This window comes from Shimia thalassica, from assembly GCF_001458215.1.
Classification (GTDB): domain Bacteria; phylum Pseudomonadota; class Alphaproteobacteria; order Rhodobacterales; family Rhodobacteraceae; genus Shimia; species Shimia thalassica.
On sequence record NZ_CYTW01000001.1, the window covers coordinates 1,252,086 to 1,276,918 of the forward strand.

At 56.3% G+C, this 24,833-nt stretch carries 25 protein-coding genes; 10 read left to right on the forward strand and 15 right to left on the reverse strand.

The window, feature by feature from the left end:
- Positions 1-39: 39 nt before the first annotated feature.
- The 3 genes from arsC to PH7735_RS05790 are packed head-to-tail and all read right to left on the reverse strand — an operon-like array spanning position 40 to position 1,771.
- Positions 40-378, reverse strand: a complete 339-nt coding sequence (gene arsC / locus PH7735_RS05780; RefSeq protein ID WP_058310334.1) for an arsenate reductase (glutaredoxin) — start codon at positions 376-378, stop codon at positions 40-42.
- Positions 375-1,433: a quinone-dependent dihydroorotate dehydrogenase gene (locus PH7735_RS05785; protein ID WP_058310335.1), complete on the reverse strand. Its 1,059-nt coding sequence runs from the start codon at positions 1,431-1,433 to the stop codon at positions 375-377. Before PH7735_RS05785 ends, arsC begins: the two co-directional genes overlap by 4 nt.
- Entirely contained in the window at positions 1,430-1,771 is a 342-nt protein-coding gene (locus PH7735_RS05790) for a DUF952 domain-containing protein (RefSeq protein ID WP_058311162.1), read from the reverse strand. The genes PH7735_RS05785 and PH7735_RS05790 overlap by 4 nt, the downstream gene beginning before the upstream one ends.
- A 109-nt stretch (positions 1,772-1,880) precedes the next feature.
- On the opposite strand from PH7735_RS05790, the gene PH7735_RS05795 reads away from it, so the two are divergent.
- Positions 1,881-3,455, forward strand: a complete 1,575-nt coding sequence (locus tag PH7735_RS05795) for a bifunctional metallophosphatase/5'-nucleotidase (protein WP_058310336.1) — start codon at positions 1,881-1,883, stop codon at positions 3,453-3,455.
- Positions 3,456-3,516: 61 nt separating this feature from the next.
- Positions 3,517-3,822 carry a DnaJ family domain-containing protein gene (locus PH7735_RS05800; protein ID WP_058310337.1) on the forward strand — a complete coding sequence of 102 codons (306 nt, stop codon included), beginning with the start codon at positions 3,517-3,519 and terminating at the stop codon, positions 3,820-3,822.
- A gap of 3 nt (positions 3,823-3,825) precedes the next feature.
- On the opposite strand, the gene PH7735_RS05805 is transcribed toward PH7735_RS05800, so the two are convergent.
- Positions 3,826-5,565 (reverse strand): tetratricopeptide repeat-containing sulfotransferase family protein, encoded by a 1,740-nt coding sequence (locus PH7735_RS05805; RefSeq protein ID WP_058310338.1) that lies wholly within the window; start codon positions 5,563-5,565, stop codon positions 3,826-3,828.
- Between the two features lie 4 nt (positions 5,566-5,569).
- On the reverse strand, positions 5,570-7,324 hold the full coding sequence (locus PH7735_RS05810; protein ID WP_058310339.1) for a tetratricopeptide repeat-containing sulfotransferase family protein: 1,755 nt from the start codon (positions 7,322-7,324) through the stop codon (positions 5,570-5,572).
- A gap of 81 nt (positions 7,325-7,405) precedes the next feature.
- On the opposite strand from PH7735_RS05810, the gene PH7735_RS05815 reads away from it, so the two are divergent.
- The 3 genes from PH7735_RS05815 (at position 7,406) to PH7735_RS05825 (ending at position 10,118) form a co-directional block, all read left to right on the forward strand.
- On the forward strand, positions 7,406-8,068 hold the full coding sequence (locus tag PH7735_RS05815) for an SOS response-associated peptidase (RefSeq protein ID WP_058310340.1): 663 nt from the start codon (positions 7,406-7,408) through the stop codon (positions 8,066-8,068).
- A gap of 109 nt (positions 8,069-8,177) precedes the next feature.
- Positions 8,178-8,999, forward strand: coding sequence for a bifunctional allantoicase/(S)-ureidoglycine aminohydrolase (locus PH7735_RS05820; RefSeq protein WP_058310341.1), 822 nt, complete (start codon positions 8,178-8,180; stop codon positions 8,997-8,999).
- Between the two features lie 120 nt (positions 9,000-9,119).
- Entirely contained in the window at positions 9,120-10,118 is a 999-nt protein-coding gene (locus PH7735_RS05825; protein WP_058310342.1) for a type I glyceraldehyde-3-phosphate dehydrogenase, read from the forward strand.
- On the opposite strand, the gene PH7735_RS05830 is transcribed toward PH7735_RS05825, so the two are convergent.
- A complete protein-coding gene (locus tag PH7735_RS05830; RefSeq protein ID WP_058310343.1) occupies positions 10,115-11,887 on the reverse strand; it encodes an SLC13 family permease in 1,773 nt (590 codons plus the stop codon). The two genes, PH7735_RS05825 and PH7735_RS05830, sit on opposite strands and share 4 nt — an antisense overlap.
- A 196-nt stretch (positions 11,888-12,083) precedes the next feature.
- Here PH7735_RS05830 and PH7735_RS05835 point away from each other — a divergent pair, with 196 nt between their 5' ends.
- Positions 12,084-12,824, forward strand: a complete 741-nt coding sequence (locus tag PH7735_RS05835) for a YebC/PmpR family DNA-binding transcriptional regulator (protein ID WP_058310344.1) — start codon at positions 12,084-12,086, stop codon at positions 12,822-12,824.
- A gap of 53 nt (positions 12,825-12,877) precedes the next feature.
- On the opposite strand, the gene PH7735_RS05840 is transcribed toward PH7735_RS05835, so the two are convergent.
- A complete protein-coding gene (locus tag PH7735_RS05840; RefSeq protein ID WP_145865268.1) occupies positions 12,878-13,741 on the reverse strand; it encodes a COG3904 family protein in 864 nt (287 codons plus the stop codon).
- Between the two features lie 21 nt (positions 13,742-13,762).
- On the reverse strand, positions 13,763-14,647 hold the full coding sequence (locus tag PH7735_RS05845) for a LysR family transcriptional regulator ArgP (protein ID WP_058310346.1): 885 nt from the start codon (positions 14,645-14,647) through the stop codon (positions 13,763-13,765).
- A gap of 95 nt (positions 14,648-14,742) precedes the next feature.
- Between PH7735_RS05845 and PH7735_RS05850 the strand changes: the two genes are divergently transcribed.
- The 4 genes from PH7735_RS05850 to betC all read left to right on the forward strand — a co-directional run bounded on the left by PH7735_RS05850 (position 14,743) and on the right by betC (position 18,569).
- Positions 14,743-15,342, forward strand: a complete 600-nt coding sequence (locus tag PH7735_RS05850) for a LysE/ArgO family amino acid transporter (protein WP_058310347.1) — start codon at positions 14,743-14,745, stop codon at positions 15,340-15,342.
- Between the two features lie 131 nt (positions 15,343-15,473).
- On the forward strand, positions 15,474-16,379 hold the full coding sequence (locus PH7735_RS05855; protein WP_058310348.1) for a DMT family transporter: 906 nt from the start codon (positions 15,474-15,476) through the stop codon (positions 16,377-16,379).
- 109 nt (positions 16,380-16,488) lie between these two features.
- Complete coding sequence (betI, locus tag PH7735_RS05860; protein ID WP_058310349.1) at positions 16,489-17,064, forward strand: choline-binding transcriptional repressor BetI; 576 nt, start codon at positions 16,489-16,491, stop codon at positions 17,062-17,064.
- The gene (betC, locus tag PH7735_RS05865; protein ID WP_058310350.1) at positions 17,061-18,569 is read left to right on the forward strand and encodes a choline-sulfatase; all 1,509 of its coding nucleotides are present in this window, start codon (positions 17,061-17,063) and stop codon (positions 18,567-18,569) included. Before betI ends, betC begins: the two co-directional genes overlap by 4 nt.
- Before the next feature lie 3 nt (positions 18,570-18,572).
- On the opposite strand, the gene PH7735_RS05870 is transcribed toward betC, so the two are convergent.
- The 7 genes from PH7735_RS05870 to PH7735_RS05900 are packed head-to-tail and all read right to left on the reverse strand — an operon-like array spanning position 18,573 to position 24,771.
- The gene (locus PH7735_RS05870) at positions 18,573-19,304 is read right to left on the reverse strand and encodes an SDR family NAD(P)-dependent oxidoreductase (protein ID WP_058310351.1); all 732 of its coding nucleotides are present in this window, start codon (positions 19,302-19,304) and stop codon (positions 18,573-18,575) included.
- A gap of 1 nt (position 19,305) precedes the next feature.
- Positions 19,306-19,854, reverse strand: a complete 549-nt coding sequence (locus PH7735_RS05875; RefSeq protein WP_058310352.1) for a DUF3833 domain-containing protein — start codon at positions 19,852-19,854, stop codon at positions 19,306-19,308.
- Positions 19,851-21,065 (reverse strand): MFS transporter, encoded by a 1,215-nt coding sequence (locus PH7735_RS05880; RefSeq protein WP_058310353.1) that lies wholly within the window; start codon positions 21,063-21,065, stop codon positions 19,851-19,853. Before PH7735_RS05880 ends, PH7735_RS05875 begins: the two co-directional genes overlap by 4 nt.
- Entirely contained in the window at positions 21,065-21,580 is a 516-nt protein-coding gene (locus PH7735_RS05885; RefSeq protein ID WP_058310354.1) for a hypothetical protein, read from the reverse strand. The genes PH7735_RS05880 and PH7735_RS05885 overlap by 1 nt, the downstream gene beginning before the upstream one ends.
- The gene (locus tag PH7735_RS05890; protein WP_058310355.1) at positions 21,573-22,730 is read right to left on the reverse strand and encodes an SAM-dependent methyltransferase; all 1,158 of its coding nucleotides are present in this window, start codon (positions 22,728-22,730) and stop codon (positions 21,573-21,575) included. Before PH7735_RS05890 ends, PH7735_RS05885 begins: the two co-directional genes overlap by 8 nt.
- Positions 22,727-23,485 (reverse strand): DUF1365 domain-containing protein, encoded by a 759-nt coding sequence (locus tag PH7735_RS05895; RefSeq protein ID WP_058310356.1) that lies wholly within the window; start codon positions 23,483-23,485, stop codon positions 22,727-22,729. Before PH7735_RS05895 ends, PH7735_RS05890 begins: the two co-directional genes overlap by 4 nt.
- Positions 23,482-24,771: an NAD(P)/FAD-dependent oxidoreductase gene (locus PH7735_RS05900; RefSeq protein ID WP_058310357.1), complete on the reverse strand. Its 1,290-nt coding sequence runs from the start codon at positions 24,769-24,771 to the stop codon at positions 23,482-23,484. The genes PH7735_RS05895 and PH7735_RS05900 overlap by 4 nt, the downstream gene beginning before the upstream one ends.
- Positions 24,772-24,833: the final 62 nt, after the last annotated feature.

The following is a 24,833-nucleotide window of genomic DNA, read 5'->3' on the forward strand; positions in this document are numbered from 1 at the left end:
CGGTGCCTCTCTTGGGTTGCTAAGCGTGTTGGGCGGATATCAGAGAATATCCAACACTTGTTCGGGTGGCCGCCCCAAAGCAGCTTTGCCATTTGCAAACACAATTGGGCGTTCGATCAGCTTTGGACATTTCGCCATTGCTTCGATCAGCGTCGCGTCGTCATCGTCCTTGTTCAGACCAAGTTCGCGGAAGGCGCTTTCTTTCGGGCGCATCATTTCGATCGCCTTCAGCCCTAAAAGATCCAAGGCCTCGCGAATTTCATCGGCTGTTGGGCTGTCCTCAAGGTATTTGCGCACGGTGACAGCGCCCTTGTCTTCGATCAGGGCAAGCGTCTGGCGTGATTTTGAACAGCGCGGGTTGTGCCACATCGTGATCATCGCCAATCCTTTCGTTTGCTTCCGACAGCATCGGCCAAATTGGCAAAGCCATCCCGTTCCAAAAGGGCATCAAGGCCGCGAACGACCTCTTCCGCAAGGGACAGGCCGCCGTAAACCAATGCCGTATAGAGTTGCACCGCCGAAGCACCTGCGCAAATTTTCGCATAGGCCTGTTCCGCGTTAGAGATGCCGCCAACCCCGATCAGGGGCAGCTTTCCGTCTGTCAGTTCAGACATGCGCGCAAGAACCCGCGTGGATTTTTCAAACAGAGGAGCACCTGACAGCCCACCGGCCTCGGCCTTGTGTTCCGAGCGCAGGCCGCTGCGGTCCAATGTCGTATTGGTGGTGATCACGGCGTCCAGTTGGGCCTCTGTGGCCACTTCGGCAATTTCTTCCAGTTCCGCGTCGCTCAGATCCGGGGCGATTTTCAGGAAGACGGGGATTTTTCTGTCCAGACCGTTACGTGTCTCCATGACCCCGGCGAGCAGAGCCGAAAGTGCGGCTTTGCCTTGTAGGTCGCGCAGTTTCTCTGTGTTGGGAGAGCTGACATTGACCGTTGCGAAATCAAGATATGCACCACAATGGCCCAACACCTTGGCGAAATCGCTGGCGCGATCCGTGCTGTCTTTGTTCGCCCCGAGATTGAGACCGATGACAGCATCCTTGGGACGTTGCGCCAAACGTGTGGCGATGGCTTCCATGCCGTCGTTGTTAAATCCGAACCGGTTGATTGCGGCTTGATCCTCTGTCAGGCGGAACAAACGGGGCTTGGGGTTGCCCGGTTGGGATTTGGGTGTCGCGGCGCCCACTTCGAAAAAACCAAAGCCCGCTTTGGCCAGCCCGTTCAGGGCCGTTGCATCCTTGTCAAAACCAGCGGCAAGACCGACGGGATTGGCAATCTCAATTCCCGCGATGCTGGTTCTGAGACGGTCTGACGTGATTGTTCCGGGGGCAGGGGCCACGCCCATCTGCAAGGCTTTGATTGCAAAGCCGTGCGCGGCTTCGGGGTCAATGCTGCGCAAGGCGCGCATGCCCAGGCTCTCGAGAAGTTTCATATGCCAAGCCCCGCAGGAAATTGATGTGTGCCATCTTCAAGCGGCAAAGGTTGGGCCCAAGCCACATCCTCAAGCCGCAATGTGCGATAGAGATGCGGAAACAATGCCCCCCCGCGAGAGGGTTCCCACTTCAATGCATCGCCCAGCTCGTCAGCTTCGAGACCCAGCAGGAACAGGTTCTCTTCGCCTGAAAAGTGTTTCGCAGCGGTTTCGGCCGCTTGGTCTGCGGTCGAGAAATGAACAAACCCATCCGCAATGTCGACAGGAGCGCCGGCGGTTTCGCCTTTTGCTCGCAATGCCGCCCATTCGTCGGCCCGGAATATCTTGAAAATCAGCATATCAGGGACATGCAACGCTGTAAGCCCAACGTCAAGCGACAGAAGTTTTGACTCGGAGGTAAAAACAAGGGAACCATAGCGTTATCGTCTGACATGAGGGGGAAGACCAATGATTAAAAAAATCCTTTCCGGCGCGGCTGCAATGGCCTTGATGGCTGGGGCTGCTCAAGCTGATTACAATTTGACTGTTTTACACACCAACGATTTCCATGCGCGGTTTGAACCCATAAGCAAATATGACTCGGGCTGTTCAGAAGACAGCAATGCCGAGGGCAAATGCTTTGGCGGATCAGCGCGCTTGATCACGGCAGTAGAAGCGGCCCGGGGACGTGCCGAAAACAGCATCCTTGTGGATGGCGGAGACCAGTTTCAGGGGACGCTGTTTTATACCTATTACAAAGGCAAAGTTGCCGCCGAGATGATGAACAAACTCGGATATGACGGCATGACCGTTGGCAACCACGAATTTGACGATGGTCCCGAGGTGCTGCGCGGGTTCATGGACGCAGTTGGCTTTCCGGTTCTCATGTCCAATGCGGATGTCACCAAAGAAGAGCTTTTGGCAGACGTTTTGCAAAAATCGACCGTGATTGAAAAAGGCGGCGAAAAGATCGGGCTTATTGGCCTGACGCCTCAAGATACGGATGAACTGGCCAGCCCGGGGCAAAACGTGACCTTTTCTGATCCTGTCGCGGCGGTTCAGGGCGAAGTGGACAAACTCACCGCGATGGGTGTGAACAAGATCATCGTTCTCAGCCACTCGGGTTATGGCGTTGATCAACATGTTGCGGCCAATACCACGGGTGTCGATGTGATCGTTGGCGGGCATGACAATACCTACCTGTCCAATACCAGCGACAAGGCCAAAGGCCCGTATCCCACAATGGTTGGCGGCACGGCCATCGTTCAGGCCTATGCCTATGGCAAGTTTCTGGGCGAGCTGAACATTGTGTTCAACGATGCCGGCGAAATCAAATCGGCCACAGGTGAGCCGATCATCATGGACGCTTCGGTTTCCGAGGACGCAGGCACAAAGGCCCGTATTAGCGAGCTGGCTGCGCCGCTTGAAGAAATCCGCCAAAAAGTGGTGGCCGCGTCCAGTGCGGCGATCATGGGGGATCGCAGCGTGTGCCGTGTCGAAGAATGCGCAATGGGCAATCTGGTTGCTGATGCCATGCTGGCCCGTGTTGCGGATCAAGGCGTGACAATCGCGATCACCAACTCGGGCGGGCTGCGTGCCAGCATTGATGAAGGCGACGTCACAATGGGTGAAGTGCTCACGGTGCTGCCTTTCCAGAACACGCTGTCGACCTTTGAAGTCTCGGGACAAGTGGTGATCGATGCGTTGGAAAATGGCGTGAGCCAGGTCGAAGACGTCAAAGGCCGGTTCCCGCAGGTGGCCGGACTGAAATTCACGTGGGATTCAACCAAGGCGCCGAACGAGGGACGTATCACCGAAGTTCTGGTTCAAAAGGGGGACGGCTGGATGCCGATTGATCCGGCAGCAACCTATACGTTGGTCTCTAACAACTATGTGCGCAACGGCGGCGACGGCTATAAAATGTTCCGTGACGCGGCAAATGCATATGACTATGGGCCTGACCTTGCGGATGTTACGGCCGAATTCATGGCGCAGAACATTCCCTATAGCCCCTATACGGATGGGCGCATTACACGCAAATAAGGCGACTTGCCGCCTGAGGCCCCTGCTGGAAAACTGGCGGGGGCTTTTTTATGGGGCACTCATGGACCATCCGCTTTTCGATCTGATCAACCAGAAAATCCTTGCGGCGCAGGAAGCTGGCGACTTTGACAATCTCGAAGGCGCGGGAAAACCCTTGCCGAAAGAAGACGATCCTGAAAACGCGATGCTGAATCGTCTTGTGCGTGAAAGCGGGGGCGCGCCCGAGTTTGTGTTGCTTAGCCGCGAAATGGCGCGTTTGCGCGCCGAATTGCGTGAAACCGATGACCGCACCCGCCGTCAGGACCTGTTGAAGGAAATGTCGATGATGGATGCGCGTCTTGAACTGGCCCGCAAAGGGTACCGCTAACCCCTAGTCGAGGTCCGGCCAAAGGGCTGGATCAAGTTGCGCGCAAAACGGTTCAAGCGCCTTTTCCATACGTTTCCAGCCGCCAACGGATTTGGTGTGCACCCCTTCCCGGACTTGGGCCGAGGATGCGGTCCGCACCAGCCCCGTGTTCTTTTCAGGTGCTGCCATCTCGGGAATCCAGTCCAGCCCACAGAAGGTTGCCATTTTGCGGCTGGCACTGTCTACGTCGGCCACAACCTCGGCATAGTCCATCGTCAGGATGTGATCGGGGAACAGTGTGCCCCAATGCGTCATATAGCTTTTGTAAAGATTGGCTTGATGCGCGATTGCGGTCAGATCAAACGAGAAACGCAGGCCCGTTGCCGGAAAATATGTGCGCCAGATCGACAACGCCACGTCTCTTGGATCCCGCGACAGGTGTAAGAAACGGGCTGTCGGAAACGCCTCGAGAAGAGGCCCGACATAGCGATAGTTTGACGGCATCTTGTCGATGAAAACCTGAGACTGCCGCGCATCATCTGGCAACTCTTTTCGATAGCTTTCTGCAAGGTGGGCGGGATCAGCGCCAGTGATCAGGGTCTCGGGTGTCAGAACCTTGCTTGTGCTTAACATCTCACCACAATTGGCGATATCAGGATGCGCAGACAAGATCATCTCGCTGAGTGTTGTGCCGGACCGTGGCAGGCCGATGACAAACAACGGGCGCGGTGTGTCATGGTCGCCTTGATCCATATTGACGGCGAAACCTTGCGGGTAGGCGGCCAAGATGGCGGACAGTTCGGCATCAGCGCCTTTGCGGTCATAAGGGTGTTCTTTGGCCAGCATCGCATTGCCACGTGCCAATGAAGGCGCGGCTTTTTCAAAATCCTTTGCCTGAAAAAACGTGTTGCCCAATGCCAGATGCAAAAAGGCCTGCCGTTCGTCTTTGGTGGGTAATTTGTTCATGGCCGCTTTGATGGCGGGCACCATGGCCAGGTTTTCTTCTGCTGTCTGGCTGTCGACCAGCCCCCGATAGGTCGGCCCGTCCAGCGGATCCATCTCGAGCACCCGTTTGTAGATGGCGTTAGAGTTGGCCAGACGCCCCATTTGCGACAGTTGGATCGCGAGGTATTTTTGCGCCCGCAGGTCACTGGGCGCCATTTCGACCGCCTTTTCCAAAGCGGCGAGCGCCTCCTCTGGCCGGTGGCGGCGGGTCAGGGGATCTGCGAGATTTACAAGCGCGGACGAATCTTGGGTCAGTTCGAAAAACCGTTCAAAATCTGCAATCGCGTCATCATCATTTTTTAGTTCGTCATGTGAGGTTCCACGCAGGCTCAACGCTTCTGCATGGTTAGGCACGGTTTCAAGAATGCGCGTTGTCGTTTCAATAACGTTTTGCGGTTGTCCGAGATGCATTTGCGCATTTGCTTTGAGTATCAAAAGCTGTGTTTTCTCGGCGCGTTTGGGTTCGAGTTTGGCAATCAGTTCCAGCGCCTTTTCACCTCGACCCGCCTGTATCAGAGCGCGCAACAGGTTGTCTTGCGTCGCGGGATCCCCCGGCGCCAGACCGAGGGCTTTGTTAAAGAAACTCACCGCCTGCGCAAAATTTCCGGCACGGGCATGGGCGGCACCTGCCGCATTTGCGAACCCGGGTTCTTTGGGGAATTTTTTCGCTGCAGCCATCGCGGTTTTGGCCGCCCCTGCAAATTGTCCGGCCTGCATCTGGCTGTTGATTTTTTCGAGGTGTTTCTGTGCCGGATTCATCTGGTTATCCCTTGTCCGCTATTTCTGGCCAGAGATCGGGGTCCAGTGCATCTGTGAAAGGTTGCAGATGTTTCTCCATCACGCGCCATCCGCCGACAGATTTTGTATGGACGCCTTCGCGTACCTGAACCACAGAAGCCGTGCGCACGCGCGCGGTGTTGCGTTCAGGCGATGCCATGTCTTCGACCCAATCAAGGGCACAAGCGGATGCCAGCGTATGGCTTGCGGCGTCCACGTCGGACACGATATCGCGATAATCAAGCGTGACAATGCGATCGCCGTAAACGGTTTTCCAATGATTCATATAGTGTTTATAGAGGTTTGCGCTGTGCGCCATGGATTTGAGCCCAAAAGTGAAATTCATCCAGCCACTTGGAAAGAAGCTGCGCCACATCGACAGGGCAACGTCGCGGGGGTCACGTTCGATGTGAATGATCGGCGCCTCTGGAAAGGCGTGCAGCAGGAACCCGACATAGCGATAGTTCGCGGGCATCTTGTCCACGAATGCTTGGGTGCCATCGGGCAGGGCAGGAAGACGCCCACGGAAGTCTTTTGCGTATTGCGCGGCTTCAAAGGGGGCGTCGGATTGCAGAACATCCGGCGACAATCGACCTGCAATCGGCAACTCGCCACAAGACGTGACATCGGGATGTGCCGACAGGATCATCTCTGTCAGGGTTGTTCCCGATCGGGGTTGGCCAACCACAAAAATGGGCCGTGGCAGAGCGGTATCACCCACTGCCGGAATTTCATCGCCCACGGGAAACAAGGATTTGATCTGTTCAAACTCGTCTTCGGCTTTGGCCGCATCATAGGGGCGGCTTTGCGCGGCGAGCGTGTTTGACGTCGCCAGAAACTTTGCAGCCTTTTCGAATTCTTTTTGCTGATACAGCAGATTGCCCATGCCAAGGTTCAGGAAAATCTGGGAAGGTGATTTCTTTGGAACCTTGGCAATCGCCGAACGCAATTGAGGTTCAAGCTTGGCATTGTCCGCTGCGGGCTGGGTTTTGATCAGCTCCGAATAGGCCTCTCCATGAAGAGGATCGGTGCGCAGCAAGGCATTGTATTGTGCAATGGATTCTTCAACGCGACCAAGTTCTGCCAAAAGCACCGCATGTCGATGCAAGGCGTTGATGTGGCCGGGGTGCAAGGCAAGCGCCTTTTCTACCACTTCCATCGCTTCTTCGTTACGATCTAGACGCGACAGGGGCAGACCCGCATTTGCCAAAGGATCGGGGTCTTTGGGGTTCAGGGCATGGGATTTTTCGAAATCCGCAACAGCGTCGAGGTCATTTCCAAGATCGGAATTGGCGATGCCACGCATGTTAAAGGCCAAAGCCATTTTTGGGTCAGCCTCGATGGCGTTGCTGGCATATTCCAGAACTTTTTCGGGCTGGGCCAACTGCGCATAGGATACCGCCTTGAAGTGCCACAAAATCGCGGAAGACCCGCGTTTGACCAAAAGTTTGTCAATCAAGCTGTTGGCTTTTGCGGTCTGGCCACAGCTCACCAGAGACTGGATCAGGTTGTTTTGAATATCCGCATCGCCGGGCTTTAGTTTGAGGGCTTTGGTGAAGAAGCCGACAGCGTCGCGGGGATTGCCGCTTTGGGCCAGAGCCATGCCAACCATATTTGCAAAATGGCCTTCTCGCGGAAACTTGCGGGTGGCTGTTTTCGCAGCTTTGGCGGCTGCCGCAAATTGCCCTGCATTCATGAGTTGCATGATTTTCTGGGCGAGGTGCTGCGGATTGTCTGCCATCGACGGCCCTTTTTGTATCTGTCTGGCCAAAGGCCTGTAATTTCGTCTTGGCCCGATTGGGCCTGCTGATAGGGTGTAACCATGTGTGGAAGATTTGCAATCACCTTACCCAATGACGCAATGGCGCAGCTGTTTTCCGCGGCGCCGGCAAATGATTTGCCTGACGTGCCGAATTACAACGTCTGTCCAACAACCCGGATTCACACGGTCCTTGGAGGAGAGAGCGGACGCCGTTTGGTATCTATGCGCTGGGGATTCTTGCCGCATTGGTACAAGGCAACGGATGATGGTCCCCTGTTGATCAACGCACGGGCCGAAACCATCGCAACAAAGCCGGCGTTTCGCGAAGCCTGTCGCCAACGGCGCTGTTTGATTCCGGTGACCGGTTTTTACGAATGGACCAAAGACGAGGACGGGGTGCGCTGGCCATGGTACATCCGTGCCGAAGGGCCGCTGGCCTTTGCCGGCGTCTGGCAGAGCTGGAAGTCCGAGGGTGAGACGATCGACTCTTGCGCCATCGTGACCACGGGTGCCAATCGCAACATGTCTGCAATTCATCACCGGATGCCTGTCATTGTCGGGCACGAAGACTGGTCTTTGTGGTTGGGTGAAGCGGGACATGGGGCTGCTGCCCTGATGACCGCGGCGCCCGAGGACCTTTTGTCATACTATCAGGTAGATCGTGCCGTGAATTCGAACCGCGCATCAGGGCCGGAATTGATCGACCCGTTGGACAGCAAGTGATTGTCAAATAATCCAAGTCATTGTTTCAGGCGTTCAAGTTGCGGAAGATAATGGACCCTTGCAGCGACGCTTGCCATGATGGACTCATCCCGATTTCCGGAAAAAAACGATGACAAAACCCAGCTATTACGCCCCGACCGGTGGTTTGCCTCCTCAAACACAAATCCTCACGGATCGTGCGATGTTCACCGATGCCTATGCGGTAATACCCAAAGGCACGATGAGCGATATCGTGACGTCCTTCTTACCGTTCTGGGAGGGCGCCAGATTCTGGGTGATTGCACGGCCCTTGTCGGGGTTTGCGGAAACCTTCTCGCAATACATTGCCGAAGTGTCACCGGGTGGGGGGAGTGATCGTCCCGAACTTGATCCCGATGCGCAGGCAGTGCTTTTTGTTGTGGAAGGCGAGATTGAACTGTCCATTAATGACGTTGTGCACAGGATGGGCGAAGGCGGATATGCCTATCTTCCTAGCGGGTGCAACTGGACACTCAAAAACAACGGCACGACGCCTGCACGGTTCCACTGGATCCGCAAGGCGTATGAAGCGGTGGAAGGCCTTGAAAAACCCGAAGCCTTTGTGACCAACGAACAGGACATCGAACCTTCGTGGATGCCTGATACCAACGAAACATGGGGCACAACCCGCTTTGTCGATCCTGCGGATTTGCGCCATGACATGCACGTGACCATTGTGACCTTTAAACCGGGGGGCGTGATCCCGTTTGCCGAAACACATGTTATGGAACACGGTCTTTATGTGCTTGAAGGCAAAGCCGTCTATCGGCTCAATCAGGATTGGGTCGAGGTCGAAGCCGGAGATTACATGTGGCTGCGCGCCTTCTGCCCCCAAGCCTGCTATGCGGGGGGGCCTTCGAATTTCCGCTACCTTTTGTACAAAGACGTCAACCGGCACGTCAAACTGCGCTGAGGCTGTGCATCAGAGGGCAAGCGCCCCGTCGGCCAAGACTTCTGATATGACACATCACAAAAATGCGCTGGCCTTTCCCGGATAAACTGGCTGAATACAGGTTCAGGACCGGAGGCGCAGATGACAGACCGCAAGATTCGTATCTTTCTCAACGGCTTTGGCCGGATTGGCCGCACCCTTTTGCGCATTCTTGCACAGGGGCGCCATACCGATATCGAGATCGTTGGGATCAATGATATCGAGCCACTGGAAACATGCGCCTATCTCTTTGAATACGATAGCGTTTTTGGCACTTATCCCGGACAGGTCGAGGCCGGCGATGGCGCGATTGTTATCGATGGGCTGCGGATACCCTTCCATGATGTGCGCGACCTTCGAGAATTGGATCTTGCGGGTGTTGATGTTGTTCTGGAGTGTACCGGAATGGCAGGCGCGCGCGCTGTGGCCGAGCGGGGATTGCAGGCCGGTGCAGAGGCCGTTTTGATCTCGGGACCGGCCGAGGAAGCGGACAAAACCCTTGTCATGGGGGCGAACGAAGACCTTCTGGGATCGCACAAGATCATTTCGAACGCGTCGTGCACAACGAACGCTTTGGCCCCGTTGCTCAAACTGCTCGACGCCGAATACGGGTTGATCAGCGGGCATATGACAACGGTGCATTGTTATACCGGCAGCCAGCCGACCGTGGACAAACCGCGCGGGGATCTGGCGCGTTCGCGGGCTGCGGCGCTGTCCATGGTGCCCACCACAACCAGCGCTGGCCGGTTGATCGACAAGGTGCTGCCGGACATTGCCGGACGGGTTCTGGCGCGCGCGATCCGCGTGCCCACGGCCAGTGTTTCGGCCATTGATCTTACAATTCAGACGGACGGGCCGACCACGGTTGACGGTGTGAACACCCTGTTGAAATCCGAAGCGGCCAAGGCCCACTTGCTGGGATGGACCGAGAAACCCTTGGTCTCGACCGACCTGCGGGCCCGACCGGAGTCTCTGATCGTGTCGGGGCGGGAGACCTCGGTCTCGGTGGGTGGGCTTTTGCGCGTCTTTGGCTGGTATGACAACGAATGGGGGTTTTCAAATCGCATGCTGGACATGGCCCGCCTGATGGGACGCCGCTAAAGCGGCCAGAACACCAGGATGGCAGGGACGGATACGGCAACGACCAGAACCTCCAACGGTAATCCGATCCGCCAGTAGTCACCAAAGTGGTATCCCCCCGGCCCAAGGATCAGCGTGTTGTTCTTGTGTCCGATCGGGGTCAGGAAGGCCGACGATGCGGCCACAGCCACAGCCATCAGGAACGGGTCAGGGGACACACCCAACGACGATGCCATCTGGATGCCGACGGGGGCTGCCACAATTGTTGTGGCGGTATTATTCAACACATCCGACAGCGTCATGGTAACAAGCATCAAAACAGTCAGAACCGCCCATGCCGGCATTCCGCTTGTCAAACTGACCAGCGAATTGGCGATCAACTCGGTGCCACCGGCGTCTTCCAAGGCAGCCCCAAGCGGAATCATGGATCCCAACAAGACAACCACCGGCCATTCAATGTGATCATAGAGTTCGGATATGGGAACAATCTTGGTGAGGACATAAGCGACGACCACCATGCCCAAGGCGATTGGCAGATAAATTAGGCCAATCGAGGCCGCAGCAACCGCAGCCACAAACAGGCCAATCGCAAGCCAGACCTTTTTGTTGTCGGTTACAACATATCCCTTGTCGGCAAGCGGCAGACATCCCAGCCATTCCGTCACGTCCTGACCGCGGTCTTTTGGCACCAGCAACAAGAGGATGTCACCCGTGCGAATTTCGGTACGTCTGACATGACCTGTCAGCCGTTCACCCCCGCGGGATATCCCCATGAGAATCGAGTTGCGACGCCATGCCAGCCCAACCCCTTGGGCCGTCTTGCCTGTGATACGGGCATTTTCCGGCACCACGACCTCAATCATATCAAGGCCTTCGCCGGCGGCCTTTAGGTGTTCTTCGCGTTTTTCATCCGAGAAGTTCAGCTTCAACGCCTGCCGGAATTCGTCCAAGGCATCAGGGGCGCCGTCAATAATCAGCGTATCATTCGCTTCAAGGCGCACATGACGCGCGGCGCCATACCGACGCTGGCCGTTTCGGATCAGACCCAACAGGGCGACATCGGCATCGTCTGCCTCGGGTTGTAATTCCGCCAGACGCTTTCCGATTTGTTTGCTTTCGCTCGGGATGGTCAGCTCTGCAACATAGCTGTCGCCTTCGGACACCGATTTGCCCGCATCTTCGCGCGCTGGGATCAACCGCCAGCCGATCAGGGCGACAAAAGCCAGCCCTGCAATGGCCGTGATGCCCCCGACCGGCGCAAAGTCGAACATCTTGTATGGCTCGCCGATCGATTTCTCACGAATGGACGCAATGATGATATTCGGCGGTGTGCCTATCAAGGTCGCCATCCCGCCAAGAATGGTGGCAAAGGACAAAGGCATCAGGGACAAAGACGGAGAGCGACCCGCCTTGCGGGCGGTCTGGATATCGACCGGCATAAGAAGCGCAAGCGCAGCCACGTTGTTCATAAAGGCCGAAAGAATGGCACCCACGGCCCCCATCAAGGCAATATGGCTGCCAAGGCTGCGGGCGCTGTCGACCAAGGTTCGCGTGATCAGGAAAACCGCGCCCGACCGCATCAATCCGGCAGAGACAACAAGGACCAGCGCCACAATGATCGTGGCGGGGTGGCCGAAACCGCTAAAGGCATCGTCCACTTTGACGACCCCCAGAACCACCCCCAAAAGAAGTGCCGAGAACGCCACAAGATCATACCGGAACCGCCCCCACAACAAGAGGGCGAAAACGCCACCGAACAGAGAAAACAGAATGATTTGGTCAGTTGTCATAAGGCACCTTTTACGCTTGGACCTACACAAACCCATAAGTCGGGGCAGGGCAAGAAGTGTCCGAAGGCAATATTTTTCCCTGAAATTGATATGTCACCGGATTTTCCCCCAAGACATGATGTCCGGCTTGGTTGCAGCCAACCGTTGCCTTGCGCTATACGAGGCGAAATATTCTTAACAGATGGGGCGCGTACACATGGCCGGCCACAGTAAATGGGCAAATATTCAGCACCGCAAAGGGCGTCAGGACGCCGCGCGGTCAAAACTGTTCTCGAAGTTGTCGAAAGAGATCACCGTGGCCGCCAAGATGGGCGACCCGGATCCGGAAAAGAACCCGCGTTTGCGCTTGGCCGTAAAAGAAGCCAAATCGCAGTCTGTCCCAAAGGACGTGATTGATCGCGCCATCAAGAAATCGACGGCTGGTGAAGGCGACGATTACGAAGAAATCCGTTACGAAGGTTACGGCCCCAACGGTGTTGCCGTGATTGTCGAAACAATGACCGACAACCGCAACCGTACCGCATCGACAGTGCGTTCTACCTTTGCAAAGACCGGTGGCAATCTGGGTGAAACCGGGTCTGTGGGGTTCATGTTCGAACGCAAGGGCGAAGTGACCTATCCCGCTACCGTCGGCGATGCGGACACCGTTTTCGAAGCTGCAATTGAAGCAGGTGCCGAGGATGTTGAAAGCTCTGAAGAGGGGCACATCATCTGGTGCCTTGATACCGATCTGAACGATGTGTCTAACGCTTTGGAAGCGGCTTTGGGTGAATCCGAGTCAACCAAGCTGGTCTGGAAGCCGACCACCACAACAGAAATGGATCTGGAAGGTATGCAAAAGCTGATGAAGCTGATTGATGCCTTGGAAGATGATGACGACGTCCAGCGCGTCACCGCAAACTTTGAAGCATCTGACGAGGTTATGGAGCAACTCTAACCTTCGAAAAGAGCGCCGAGACATCAAGCCCTGACCTATTGGTCGGGGCTTTTTTATGGTGCAGAGATCACGCCTGCCGATATCAAAAGGTCATTTGGCGGATACCACAGGCCGTCACTGGATTGCTCAAACATCCGGCCCAGAAAAACGGGGCTTACGCCCTGATTTCGGAAAAACTCCACATCCTTTGCCTGCTCGCGTGCGATATCAACCGAGGGCAGAGTGTTTCCAAACAGGACCGCATATTGGTGAAAGCCCAAGCGGGCATCGGGGGAAAGGGCGCGCGGTGTGCCCGCAATGAAAATAAGCGTGCAGGCCGAACTGCAATCCGAAACCACCCGCGTTCCCAAACCGGCCTTCAGGATCAGCCGGGCAACGCCGCGCGCCTCGTAAATATGTCCTCCGGGGCTTGTGAGGACAAGCGTTTCGATTGAGGGCGTTTCGTCCAGAAGCGCGCGAATACGTTTGGTCAGGCCAAATGTAATCTCACCTGCAAAGACAAGGTCCCTGCCGTTCTCCGCAACGGTCAATGAATAGGTTTCGCGGCGAAGGCGTTCTTCCTGATCTGCATAGGATTCCAGCTCGGGTGGTGTCAGCGCGGCAAGTATCACCCCCCACCAGAGGGTGAAAGAGAAGCCCGCGATAAACAGAAGCGCGAGATACCCGCCCCAGACTGCGCTCATGCTGCCGTGGCTGCGCAAGTGCGTCTCCGTCGCGCGGTTGAACCCCGTCAGTTGCAAGAGAAAGACAACAAGGTCGGCAGCCAAAAAGGGAAGCAACGCCCATATCAAGGGATAAGGCCAAAACCCAACCAGCCACAGCCCAAGCCAGATCACCCCGCGCGGCGCGACGATAAAGACAAACATAGACTGGGCAAGGGGTAATTTGCCCTCAAGAAACGCGCGTATCCGAGACATGCCTTAACACATGGCAGGTCTTTAGCTGCGAGGCAAATGAACCCGCGCTGTTTTGCGAACGGCTCGGGTCAGAGGGTCTATCGCGGTGCGCAACAGGCGGCTGCTTTGCCAGAAAAGCGGCGTGTCAAAGGGGGTGTCAGGGATCAAGGGAACCAGACGTCCGGTTTCAATATGCGCCTTTACCAAGGGCTCTGGGTTCATGCCCCACCCAAGGCCCAGAAGGCTGGCGTCAACAAACCCCTGCGATGACGGAAGACCGTGGCTGGGCGGGGTGATCTTGCGTCCCAATTGCCTTTGCATCCAGCTGGCTTGCAATTCGTCCTTTTGATCGAACCGCAGCATGGGGGCCTGCTTTAGGGCGTCTATCGTGACCCCCTGCGGGAAGAATTGTGCGTGGAAATCAGGGCTGCATGTCGCCACATAGCGCAAAACCCCAAGAGGAACGCTGTCGCAGCCAGAGACCGGGCGGGCATGGGATGTGATGGCGGCCACCACCTCTCCACGGCGCAACCACTCGGCGGAAAAATCCTGATCATCTACGATCAGGTCAAACAAAAGGCCGGGCACTTCGGCCAGTGCGGCCAAGACCCAAGTGGCAAGGCTGTCTGCTGTCACGGCAATCCGTAAACGGCTTTCGGCGGTGGGCACCATCGCCCCCAGATCTTTGGCAAGTTGCCCCTCAAGAAGGCCGACATGCTCTATATGGGCCGCAAGACGGCGTCCCGCATCAGTACCGGTACAGGGCTGACCACGGTTTACTAGCAAGGTTCCAGCCTGGTCTTCCAGTGCCTTCAGACGTTGAGATATAGCAGAGGGGGTGACGCCCAATTCCGTTGCCGCTGCTTCGAACGAGCCGTTGCGTAAAATCGCGGCCAAGGCGTGCATCTGAGCATAATCCAGTTTCATTAGAAAAATTAATCCAAGGTAAGATTGATTAATTTGTGTAACCTTGTGCAGCTTTGTATGCAAGGCCGTGACACCTAAGCTGGAAAGTACAATTCATGACACAAGCCTTTACCGCCGGATTTTTGTTGGGGTTTTCTCTGATCATGGCAATCGGAGCGCAGAATGCGTTTATCTTGCGTCAGGGGCTGCGTGGTGAATATGTGCTGCCGTTGGTTTTGACCTGTGCCATGTCCGATGCGCTGTTGATCACCGCGGGTGTCTTGGGGTTTGGCGTTCTTGTGGAAGCTTATCCGGACGCGGTGAATTATGCGCGTTGGGGTGGCGCAGCCTTTCTGATTGTCTACGGAGCCATGAGTTTTCGGGCCGCTTCGGCCGGTGGTGAAGCTCTTGAAGATACAGGAAAAACCGTGCCGAGTGTTTGGGCCGCGTTGGCCACCTGTTTGCTGCTGACATGGGCCAATCCGCATGTGTATCTGGACACTGTGGTTTTGTTGGGCGGGATTTCCTCGCAGTATGCGCCGGCATGGGGCTTTGGGCTTGGGGCTGTTCTGTCGAGCTTTGTTTTCTTTTTCTGCCTTGGCTATGGCGCGCGCCTTTTGCGGCCGTTTTTCACAAGCCCGCGTGCCTGGCAGGTTCTCGATGTTGCAGTCGGCCTGACGATGTGGGCCATTGCGCTCAAGCTGATCTGGATGTGATCGCCGCTTTTCGTCGCGTTTGCCCGCGCCGTGCGTTTGTCGGGAACAGACCAACACGTTTTTCGATCTTCCGTGATCTTTAACCTGTTGTGTATCTCGACAACCCGTGCCCAAGCGGTGTTAATGCCTGCATGAACCAGAGCGATACAACACGGCCCGTCATGGGTGTTTTTTGGATGCTGATCACAGGCCTTTGTTTTGTGGCTGTGACGGCGCTCGTCAAATATCTTGGGCCCCGTGTACCCGCCGCAGAGGCCGCTTTTCTGAGGTATCTTCTGGGGTTGGTGTTTTTGCTGCCCATGATCCGGCCCATTCTGAATGCCCGCCTCACACGTCGTCAGGTGGGATTGTTCGGCCTTCGGGGCGTCGTTCATACGCTTGGTGTGATTTGCTGGTTCTATGCCATGACCCAAATCCCGATCGCGGAAGTCACTGCAATGAACTATCTGTCTCCGGTCTATGTGACCATCGGGGCGGCCCTGTTTTTAGGGGAAAAGCTGGCCACACGCCGTATCCTTGCGGTGGTTGTGGCTTTGGTGGGGGCATTGATCATCCTGCGCCCCGGTTTTCGCGAAGTGAATTCGGGTCATATGGCGATGTTGTTCACGGCGGTTATGTTCGCCGTCGGTTATCTCATTGCAAAGGTTATGAGCGATGAAGTGAGCCCTGTGGTCGTTGTGGGGATGTTGTCGATCACGGTGACAATCGGGCTGGCGCCTGTTGCTGCTGCGGTCTGGGTCACGCCAACCTTGGGGGATCTGCTGATCCTGTTTGGTGTGGCCTGTTTCGCCACTGCGGGGCATTTCACGATGACGCTTGCTTTTGCCGCGGCTCCGATCACTGTGACCCAGCCCGTGACCTTTCTGCAATTGGTCTGGGCGGTGCTTCTTGGGTGGCTGGTCTTTGCTGAAAGTGTCGACATCTACGTTGTGGCCGGCGGATTGATTATCATCGGCTCGATCAGCTTTATCACGTGGCGAGAGGCGGTTCTGAAACGCCGGCAGGTCACGCCAACTGTCAACGCCACCAAAGTTTAAACGCTGAGCCTGCGCTGCGGGGGTATGAATTTTCGGTCTGGTATTTTTATTGATTGACTGATCAATCAATAAAAAATTATCCTGTCGAAAATGGACCTGGGACGGATCAATGCCAAAAACCGGAATGGAACCCTTGCGCCGCGCCGCGCTTGTTGATGCTGCGATTATTGAGATCGGGGCCGCACGGTCTCTGGACGTGACCGTAGCGCAAATTGCGCGCCGCGCAGGGATGAGCAGCGGTTTGGCTCATCACTATTTCGGCGGCAAAGACCAGATGCTTCTGGCGGCCATGAAACAAATCCTGTCAGAGTTTTCGCAGAAGATGTGCGCGGGCTTACATCAAGCGAAAACGCCACGTGAACGGCTTGAGGCGGTGGTGCATGCGAACTTTGCCGATCATGTTTTTGATCGCAGCAAGACAAGTGCATGGCTCAGCTTTTACGGGTTGGCCCAAAGCAATGATCAGGCGGCGTATTTGATGCGCATATACCAACGCCGGTTGCGATCAAATTTGCTGTTTGACCTGAAAACCCTGACCCCGTGCGCCGACGAAATCGCGGCCGCGCTGGGCGCGCTGATTGACGGGGTTTACCTCAGAGCGGCGCTTACAGGAGCCGGCCCTGATCCCAAAGCGTCAGAAACTGTTTTGATGACCCTGAATGCCCTGCTTGGAGACACGCAATGAACAAACCGAATATTCTGATTTTTATGGTGGATCAGCTAAACGGCACCTTGTTTCCCGATGGGCCGGCAGATTGGTTACATGCGCCGAACCTCAAAAAACTGGCCGCGCAATCCACGCGGTTTCAAAATGCCTATACGGCAAGCCCCCTGTGTGCACCGGGACGGGCCAGCTTCATGTCAGGGCAATTGCCCAGTGCCACCCGTGTCTATGACAATGCGGCCGAGTTTGCGTCGTCGATCCCGACATATGCACACCACTTGCGGCGGGCCGGTTACCAGACCTGTTTGTCAGGAAAGATGCATTTCGTCGGGCCGGATCAGTTGCATGGTTTCGAAGAACGCCTGACCACTGATATTTACCCGCCAGATTTTGGCTGGACGCCGGACTATCGCAAACCGGGCGAGCGGATCGAATGGTGGTATCACAATATGGGCTCTGTAACGGGCGCCGGTGTTGCCGAGATTTCCAACCAGATGGAGTTCGATGACGAAGTGGCCTATCACGCGACGCGCAAGGTTTATGATCTGGCGCGCGGGAAAGATGAACGCCCGTGGTGTCTCACGGTGAGTTTTACCCATCCCCATGATCCTTATGTGGCGCGGCGCAAATACTGGGATCTTTATGAAGAGTGTGAACATCTTCAGCCAACGGTCCCCGCCATTCCTTATGAAGATCAGGACACGCATTCAAAGCGGATTTTTGACGCCAACGACTGGCGCTCTTTTGAGATTACAAACGACGATATCCGTAAATCCCGACAGGCCTATTTCGCGAATATCTCGTATCTTGATGACAAGATCGGCGAGGTGCTGGAAGCATTGGAAAGCACACGGCAGGAAGCCATCATTCTTTTCGTCAGCGATCATGGCGACATGTTGGGGGAACGAGGTCTGTGGTTCAAAATGTCTTTCTATGAGGGATCTGCGCGTGTGCCCTTGATGGTGTGTGCCCCGCAAATGGCACCGGGTCTTGTCACGACGCCGGTCAGTAACATCGATGTCTGTCCAACACTGTGCGATCTGGCGGGGGTGAGCATGGAAGAGGTGATGCCGTGGACCAGCGGCGAAAGCCTTGTGCATTTGGGGCAGGGAGGCGAACGCACCAGCCCTGTCGCGATGGAATACGCCGCCGAAGCCTCTTACGCGCCGATGGTGTCGCTGCGCTATGGAAAATGGAAATACAATCGCTGTCTTCTGGATGAGGAGCAATTATTCGACCTTGAAAACGACCCTCACGAGCTGACCAACCTCGCGACCGTGGACGCGCATCAAGGCACGTTGCAAACGCTTCGCGCAAAATCAGAGGCACGGTGGGACCTTGAACGGTTCGATGCCGACGTCCGTGAAAGTCAGGCGCGCCGGTGGGTGGTCTACGAAGCCTTGCGGCAGGGCGGATATTTTCCTTGGGATTATCAACCCTTGCAACAGGCGTCCGAGCGGTACATGCGCAATCACATGGACCTCAACGATGTTGAAGAAAACCAGAGGTTCCCGCGCGGTGAGTGACGCTTAGGTCTTGGGCGAAACGATGCGCAGAAAAAGGCGGCGCGGCAGATAGCGTCCAAAGCGAAACAGCCACGAAAACGGGGCAGGGAAAGCCGTAGAAACCCTGCGCCTGCGTATGGCTTTGACGACATGTTCTGCGGCCTGTTCGGGTGATTGCAGAAAGGGCATGTCAAACGTGTTCTTTTCCGTCAGCCGCGTCTTGATGAAGCCGGGGTTTACGACACGGACCCGCAAGTTGGTTTTGCGAAAATCGGCCTCGAGGTTTTCCCCAAGGTGCATCAACGCGGCCTTGGATGCGCCATACCCGATGGCACCGGGCAACCCCGAATAGCCCGCCAAAGACCCGATAAGCACGATCGTGCCAGAGTCTCGCCGCTTCATGTTGGGAACAAGGCGGCCCAGAACCCTGAGCGCGCCCATGAAGTTGCTGTCGGCCATGGCTTCAGCGCTGTCTGCGTTCCAGTTCAGCGCCGACATCGGATCATACTGACCCACGCAATAAATCATGCCGTCGACCTCGCCCAGCTGGGTAGTGGCCGTGGCGACGTCTTTAGACGAGGACACATCCATTACAACGGCGGTTGCATTTGAAAGGTCTTGCGTCAAGGTTTCAAGGCGTTGGGCATTTCGGGCAGACACAATGAGTTCGGCCCCCAACCCGTCGAGGTGAAGCGCCAAAGCCCGCCCCAAACCTTCGCTTGCGCCAACAATCCACCAGGTTTTGCCTTCGAACATATCAGTTTCCAGCAGGGCGCATTGTGGCGGTCAATTCGGCCACTTTGATGCCGAATTTGCGTAATTCCGAACGGTTGAGCAACGTGCCGTTCTCCATCAGATACAACCAGTCGGTCACGTCCAGAACATGACCGCCTGCATTTTCGGGAAGCCGGATGCGATAGGTCATCGATAGGGTTGCGCCGGAAACCTGTCCTTTGGCAAGGCCGATAATATCATCGGCGGTGGCCGTAAAATGGCCGTCTTCTTTCAAGGTCAGGTTCCACAATCGTTGTTGGGTGCCCCCATTGGCATAGGTGAAGTTTTCGGCCAGCGTGCCCGTGTTTCCATCCCAGGTTCCATGCATCTCGGCCACAAATCTCGAGACCATGCGCCCGCGCAGATCATGGATCATACCCTCAGAGATGATCGGGCCGCTAAGATGGGTTTTCATGTCAAATTCCGGCGCGGTCCCACCATAGTGAGACGGGCGTTGGCTTTTAAAGCCGAACCCCGGGCGCAGGATGGATAATGCCAGCAGAACCAATAGGATAATAAGAAACAGTTTCATGGGTACGAGACCTCTTTGGGCATACGAAGAACAAGGGCAATGGCGACAAATTTCACAAGGCAGGGCACCACGGCATAGGCGAAGCCAAGCGCATTGAGCGCTTGAACCGAGTTGTTTGAGCCGGGTTGAAATCCGGCCAGATCAAGCAGCGGCAACAAGGTTGCAGCGGCCAAAGCAAGGGCGAGCTTGCCAGCGAAAAACCAAAGACCAAATGCCTGTCCCGCCTGAAGACCCGCGCGTTCCAGCGTGGATGAAAACAGGACGGGCAGGATGACCATATCGGCCCCGAGTGCGGCACCTGATCCGATGCACACCAAAGCAAACGCAAAAGCATCCCCTGATTGAAGCAGGGCCGCCCAGAAAAAGCACAGGATTGCCAACGCCATCGCAGGCAAAAGAACCTGCCGCACACCAAATCGACCACACAGATGTGTCCAGACCGGAACAGACAGGCCCGCCGACACAAAAAACAGCACCAGAAACGCGCCTGACATTCCGGTCAGGTTCAGTCGGTCTTCAACAAAGAACAGGAACAGGGTCGACGTCATCGCAACCGGCAAGGCGTTCACCAGCGCGAGAAGCAAAAGATAGCTGCTGCCCGATTGGCGCAGGCCCGAAAACGTCAGCTTGCCTGCCTTGGTGCTGGCACTGGTCCAAAGCGGGCGTGCCATGTGCCAGACGATCATGCAAAGCACCGCAAGGGAAACGCCAAATGCAGCATATCCGCTGGTGCCGGTGAGCGCCGCAAAGATGATCGGGGCCAGCGCCGCCAGAATAACGCCGATCAAAGCGCCAGCCTCGCGAAACCCTGCAAGCCGGATCATCGATCCATCGTTTTGCGCCAGGGCGGTGCTTTGGCTGTAAAACAGGATCGCGCCAAGACTGTAGGAGGTGAAAAGTAAGATCAGGGTGAGGCTGACCCAAAGCACAGGCTGGATCAGCGGAGGCACCGAGAACAACAACAAGAAGCCCGTTCCCATGCCCAATGTCGCGAGGGCTGCAAACGTCGCATTTGCAGAAGGAAACCGGTCTACAAACCACCCGAGCAGCGGGTCCTGCACGAAATCCATCACGCGCAAACCAATGAGCAACGTGCCCACAACCGAAAGGCTCAGACCCAGTTCTGTTGTGGCAAATCGCGGCAAGTGGATATAGAGCGGCAGGCTGGCCGCAGCCAACATCATCGAAAAAAGGGCGACGCGCGGGTACATTACTGTCCCTTCAACCTCGGTCCAAGGCGGGCAATCCGGCTGTCGCCGGACAACCAGATTCCAAGGAACCTTTTCTGGATGTTCTGAAAGCCGAGATCACACAGCCTGATGCTGTTTTGATAGAGGCTCAGCCTGTTCGGAGAAGTCGACACCGCGACCACGCGATCACCGGGTTTGACCTCGCGGTAACAGTCAGCCAGCGCGGTTTGAAGTGCCGGCGTGTCATTGCGCGTGCCTTCGACGCGGATGATCTCTTTCATCGTGGCCTCTAACAGTTGGCCCTTTGCAAAACCACGGCGGTACGTCAGTTCAAGCGCCATCGGCGCGTTCCATTCAAAAGCCTGCGCTTTGGGCGTGAATACAGCCGCCTCGTAAATGGGCACGCCGAGCCAACGAATGGTCGCCTCGCCCAGACGTTCAGCTTCCCCCAGACCGGCCCGCTCGAGATCGGGCCGCGCATGTCCCAGCGTGGGAAGTGCGAGTGCAAGCGCTGCGATCAGGAGCCCTTTACGCATGAGCCAATTCCACTTGCACCACATCGGTCTGGCCGACGGCAAATGTGCCCGCACAGAGCTCAAGATAGTATTTCCAGTTTCGCTGAAAGGACGAGTCATGCCCCAAGCCCGCGATTTTCGGGGCCATGGCATTCAGCCGTTCGGCCCAAATCCGGCAGGTCCGCGCATAGTCCTGGCCAAATGCAAAGTTGTCTTTGACCACCAGCCCCGATTTTGCAGCCTGATCCCGTATTTGTTGCGAGGACAGAAGCATCCCACCGGGGAAGGTGTATTGGCGTATATAGTCAGAGTTGCGCCGGTAAGTCTCGAAGTAGGAATCTTCAACGGTGATCGCCTGAATGACGGCGCGCCCGTTTTGAGCAAGGCGTTCTTTCAGCATGCCGAAATAGGTGGGCCAGTACTTCTCGCCGACCGCTTCGATCATTTCGATGCTGACGATGTTGTCGAACGTGCCATCGGTTTTGCGATAGTCTTGCAAACGGATGTCGGCCCGCCCGTCAAGGCGTGCATCCGCGTAACCTTTCTGGCTTGGCGAAATTGTAATACCTGTCACATGACGGCCCTGTTCGGCAGCGCGTTCCGCGAACCCGCCCCAGCCGCATCCGATTTCAAGAACGCCTTCGCCGTCGCCCAAGCGATCCAGAATACGGTCGTATTTGCGGTTTTGTGCCCGTTCGAGATCATTGTCCCCTTTTGCAAACAGGGCTGACGAATAGGTCATGCCCGAGTCGAGCCAAAGTTGGTAAAACTCGTTGCCCACATCGTAATGGGACCGGATATTGCGCGATGATCCACGTACCGAGTTGCCTCGCAGGATACGGTCAACCGCGCGGAATTTCAGAGTGTTAAGCAGGCCGGGACGTGCGAAGGTGCCCAATGCATCGCGGTTCTTGAGCGCCACAGTGATCAGGGTTTCGATCGATGGGGAATCCCAGAGACCGGCCACATAGGTCTCGCCAAAGCCGACATCTCCACGGGCCGCGATGGCCGTGATCGCGGACCAGTCGTTGATCTGCAACTCGGCTTGCGGCGATCCGGTGCCAAAGTCGTGAATTTCGCCTTCCGGTGTCAGCACCCGCAAGCTTCCATGGCGCAACCCTTCACACGTGTTAAGGAAATCGTGCTTCAAGTGTTTGGTAATGAATTTCATGAGCTGACCTCTTGCTTTGGCGGGGTGGGGCGGGGCGTAAACGGCGCGCCTTTCAGTTTCAGGATAAGAGCTTGCCAGTGGATCAGGGCAAGAATGCGAATGGCCCATGCGGGGCGACGTATTCCGGACCACAGCAGCCCGAGATTTCCAAGGCGCGTCCGCTTGCCCGAAAGGGTTGCAATGACCCCTTCCGACCCGTTTCCGTGTTTGATGTGGATCGCGATTTTTGAGGGTCGGATATCAAAACGAAAGCTGTAGGTGCCCGCAACCTTCTGGAAGGGCGAGACGTGAAACACCTTTTGTGCCTCGATCTGGTCCTCTGGTGTGAGGGGGGCAAAATCGGGCAAGTGACAAAGATAGCTGTGCCTGTCTCCAAAGGTGTTGTTCACTTCGGCAATCACGGCCAGAACGTCTTGGTTCTGCATCGCGATCCAGAAGCTGACCGGATTGAAAACATGCCCGAGGACCGTGGGTTGTGTCAGCAGCAAAACCTGCTTGTCACCGTCTATGGCAAGGCCTGCCTTGGTGAACACCTCGACGGCCCAGGCAAGGCCTCTGCCGTCGCCTCGGGTTCCGCCGTGGTTGCGGTCATGAACAGAGGCAAGGTTGAACCGGTTGCGCGAAAACAGGGCGGGGCCCTGACGCTCGGTCGGGTCGATCAGCACATAGTCGATGCCATAGGTGAACCGATGCCCGACCGCGCCCTTGCGAATGTGGGTTGTCGTACCCGCGATATGTTCCGGCCAGAAAGTCATGCGGCGATGCGGGTTTTGAGGGCATCCATTCCGCGTGCCACACGGGCGGCGCTGGCAAATCCATCTTCGTGAAAGCCGTTGCGCAACCAAGCGCCGGTGAACCATGTGGCGTTGGCGCCTTGCATGCTGGCGATTTTGGTCTGGGCGCGCATCGCGGCCCGATCAAATATCGGATGACGGAAGGTGTTCACGTCATAAATCATGTCATCCCGAACGGTTTTCGTCGGGTTCAGGGAAATGAACATCGGATCGCTTTCCGGGATATTCTGAAGGCGGTTCATCCAGTAGGTCACGCCAACGGCAGGGTTCTGGGGGCTGCCGGACGTGCGATAGACCCAGCTGCTCCAACAGGCGCGGCGTGCCGGCATCTGGTCCATGTCGCGGTGCAGGATGACTTCGTTGTCCTGAAAGCGAACATCGCCCAAGGCCTGTTTCTCGTCAGCGGTCGGCTGGGCCAAAAGGCGCAACGCCTGATCCGGATGACAGCCAAAGATAACCTGATCAAACCGCTCGGCCCCAAACCGTTCTGTCTGGATCGTGGCCCCGAACCCGTCACGGATCACCGTCTGAACCGGCGTATCGTCGCGCATCCGGCACCCCAAGGTTTCAAGACGCGCTGTGAGGCGGCGAACGTACTCGATGCTGCCCCCTTTAACGGTCCACCATTGGTGCTGTTTGCGCGACAAAAGAGAATGGTTGGCAAAGAAACGCACCAGCGTGCGGGCGGGAAAATCGCGAACGCCCTCGGTCGGGGTCGACCAGATCGCGCCACAGATGGGCAGCAGATAAAACCGTTCGAACCAGTCCCCCAGGCGCAGTTCTTTGACCAGATCTGCGATGGTCACATCATCGGATTTGGCCACTTCCTCTGCGCGCGCATTGAACGTCATGATATCGCGTACCATCCGGTAAAATTCCGGCCGCATCAGATTGCGCCGCTGCGCGGTCAGCGCGTTGATGCTGTAAAGGGCATACTCCAGAGCTCCGTCATCTGCCGAGACGCCAAAGGTCATGTCACTTTTCGCGAGGGGTACATCAAGGTCGCGAAACATCGATGTTAAGTGCGGATAGTTGACGTAGTTGAAAACGATAAATCCGGTATCAACAGGCCTGTTTCCATCAAGCCCCGCGTGCACAGTGCGTGCGTGTCCACCAAAGCGCGGCTCTGCCTCGAACACAGTTACATCATGCTGTGGTGACAGCAGATAGGCTGAAGCAAGGCCCGAAATTCCGCCGCCGATAATGGCGATCTTTTGTCGGGTCGGGAACGGGGCATCAAACGACATGGAAACTCCTTCTGTTTTGAAAGGGATACGCGCCCTCGTCGAAAACGGATCACTTGCGGCGG

Excerpts from the sequence above, each read along its gene's own strand:
- arsC (WP_058310334.1), bottom strand. The coding sequence starts at position 378 with ATGATCACGATGTGGCACAACCCGCGCTGTTCAAAATCACGCCAGACG.
- PH7735_RS05785 (WP_058310335.1), bottom strand. The coding sequence starts at position 1,433 with ATGAAACTTCTCGAGAGCCTGGGCATGCGCGCCTTGCGCAGCATTGAC.
- PH7735_RS05790 (WP_058311162.1), bottom strand. The coding sequence starts at position 1,771 with ATGCTGATTTTCAAGATATTCCGGGCCGACGAATGGGCGGCATTGCGA.
- PH7735_RS05795 (WP_058310336.1), top strand. The coding sequence starts at position 1,881 with ATGATTAAAAAAATCCTTTCCGGCGCGGCTGCAATGGCCTTGATGGCT.
- PH7735_RS05800 (WP_058310337.1), top strand. The coding sequence starts at position 3,517 with ATGGACCATCCGCTTTTCGATCTGATCAACCAGAAAATCCTTGCGGCG.
- PH7735_RS05805 (WP_058310338.1), bottom strand. The coding sequence starts at position 5,565 with ATGAATCCGGCACAGAAACACCTCGAAAAAATCAACAGCCAGATGCAG.
- PH7735_RS05810 (WP_058310339.1), bottom strand. The coding sequence starts at position 7,324 with ATGGCAGACAATCCGCAGCACCTCGCCCAGAAAATCATGCAACTCATG.
- PH7735_RS05815 (WP_058310340.1), top strand. The coding sequence starts at position 7,406 with ATGTGTGGAAGATTTGCAATCACCTTACCCAATGACGCAATGGCGCAG.
- PH7735_RS05820 (WP_058310341.1), top strand. The coding sequence starts at position 8,178 with ATGACAAAACCCAGCTATTACGCCCCGACCGGTGGTTTGCCTCCTCAA.
- PH7735_RS05825 (WP_058310342.1), top strand. The coding sequence starts at position 9,120 with ATGACAGACCGCAAGATTCGTATCTTTCTCAACGGCTTTGGCCGGATT.
- PH7735_RS05830 (WP_058310343.1), bottom strand. The coding sequence starts at position 11,887 with ATGACAACTGACCAAATCATTCTGTTTTCTCTGTTCGGTGGCGTTTTC.
- PH7735_RS05835 (WP_058310344.1), top strand. The coding sequence starts at position 12,084 with ATGGCCGGCCACAGTAAATGGGCAAATATTCAGCACCGCAAAGGGCGT.
- PH7735_RS05840 (WP_145865268.1), bottom strand. The coding sequence starts at position 13,741 with ATGTCTCGGATACGCGCGTTTCTTGAGGGCAAATTACCCCTTGCCCAG.
- PH7735_RS05845 (WP_058310346.1), bottom strand. The coding sequence starts at position 14,647 with ATGAAACTGGATTATGCTCAGATGCACGCCTTGGCCGCGATTTTACGC.
- PH7735_RS05850 (WP_058310347.1), top strand. The coding sequence starts at position 14,743 with ATGACACAAGCCTTTACCGCCGGATTTTTGTTGGGGTTTTCTCTGATC.
- PH7735_RS05855 (WP_058310348.1), top strand. The coding sequence starts at position 15,474 with ATGAACCAGAGCGATACAACACGGCCCGTCATGGGTGTTTTTTGGATG.
- betI (WP_058310349.1), top strand. The coding sequence starts at position 16,489 with ATGCCAAAAACCGGAATGGAACCCTTGCGCCGCGCCGCGCTTGTTGAT.
- betC (WP_058310350.1), top strand. The coding sequence starts at position 17,061 with ATGAACAAACCGAATATTCTGATTTTTATGGTGGATCAGCTAAACGGC.
- PH7735_RS05870 (WP_058310351.1), bottom strand. The coding sequence starts at position 19,304 with ATGTTCGAAGGCAAAACCTGGTGGATTGTTGGCGCAAGCGAAGGTTTG.
- PH7735_RS05875 (WP_058310352.1), bottom strand. The coding sequence starts at position 19,854 with ATGAAACTGTTTCTTATTATCCTATTGGTTCTGCTGGCATTATCCATC.
- PH7735_RS05880 (WP_058310353.1), bottom strand. The coding sequence starts at position 21,065 with ATGTACCCGCGCGTCGCCCTTTTTTCGATGATGTTGGCTGCGGCCAGC.
- PH7735_RS05885 (WP_058310354.1), bottom strand. The coding sequence starts at position 21,580 with ATGCGTAAAGGGCTCCTGATCGCAGCGCTTGCACTCGCACTTCCCACG.
- PH7735_RS05890 (WP_058310355.1), bottom strand. The coding sequence starts at position 22,730 with ATGAAATTCATTACCAAACACTTGAAGCACGATTTCCTTAACACGTGT.
- PH7735_RS05895 (WP_058310356.1), bottom strand. The coding sequence starts at position 23,485 with ATGACTTTCTGGCCGGAACATATCGCGGGTACGACAACCCACATTCGC.
- PH7735_RS05900 (WP_058310357.1), bottom strand. The coding sequence starts at position 24,771 with ATGTCGTTTGATGCCCCGTTCCCGACCCGACAAAAGATCGCCATTATC.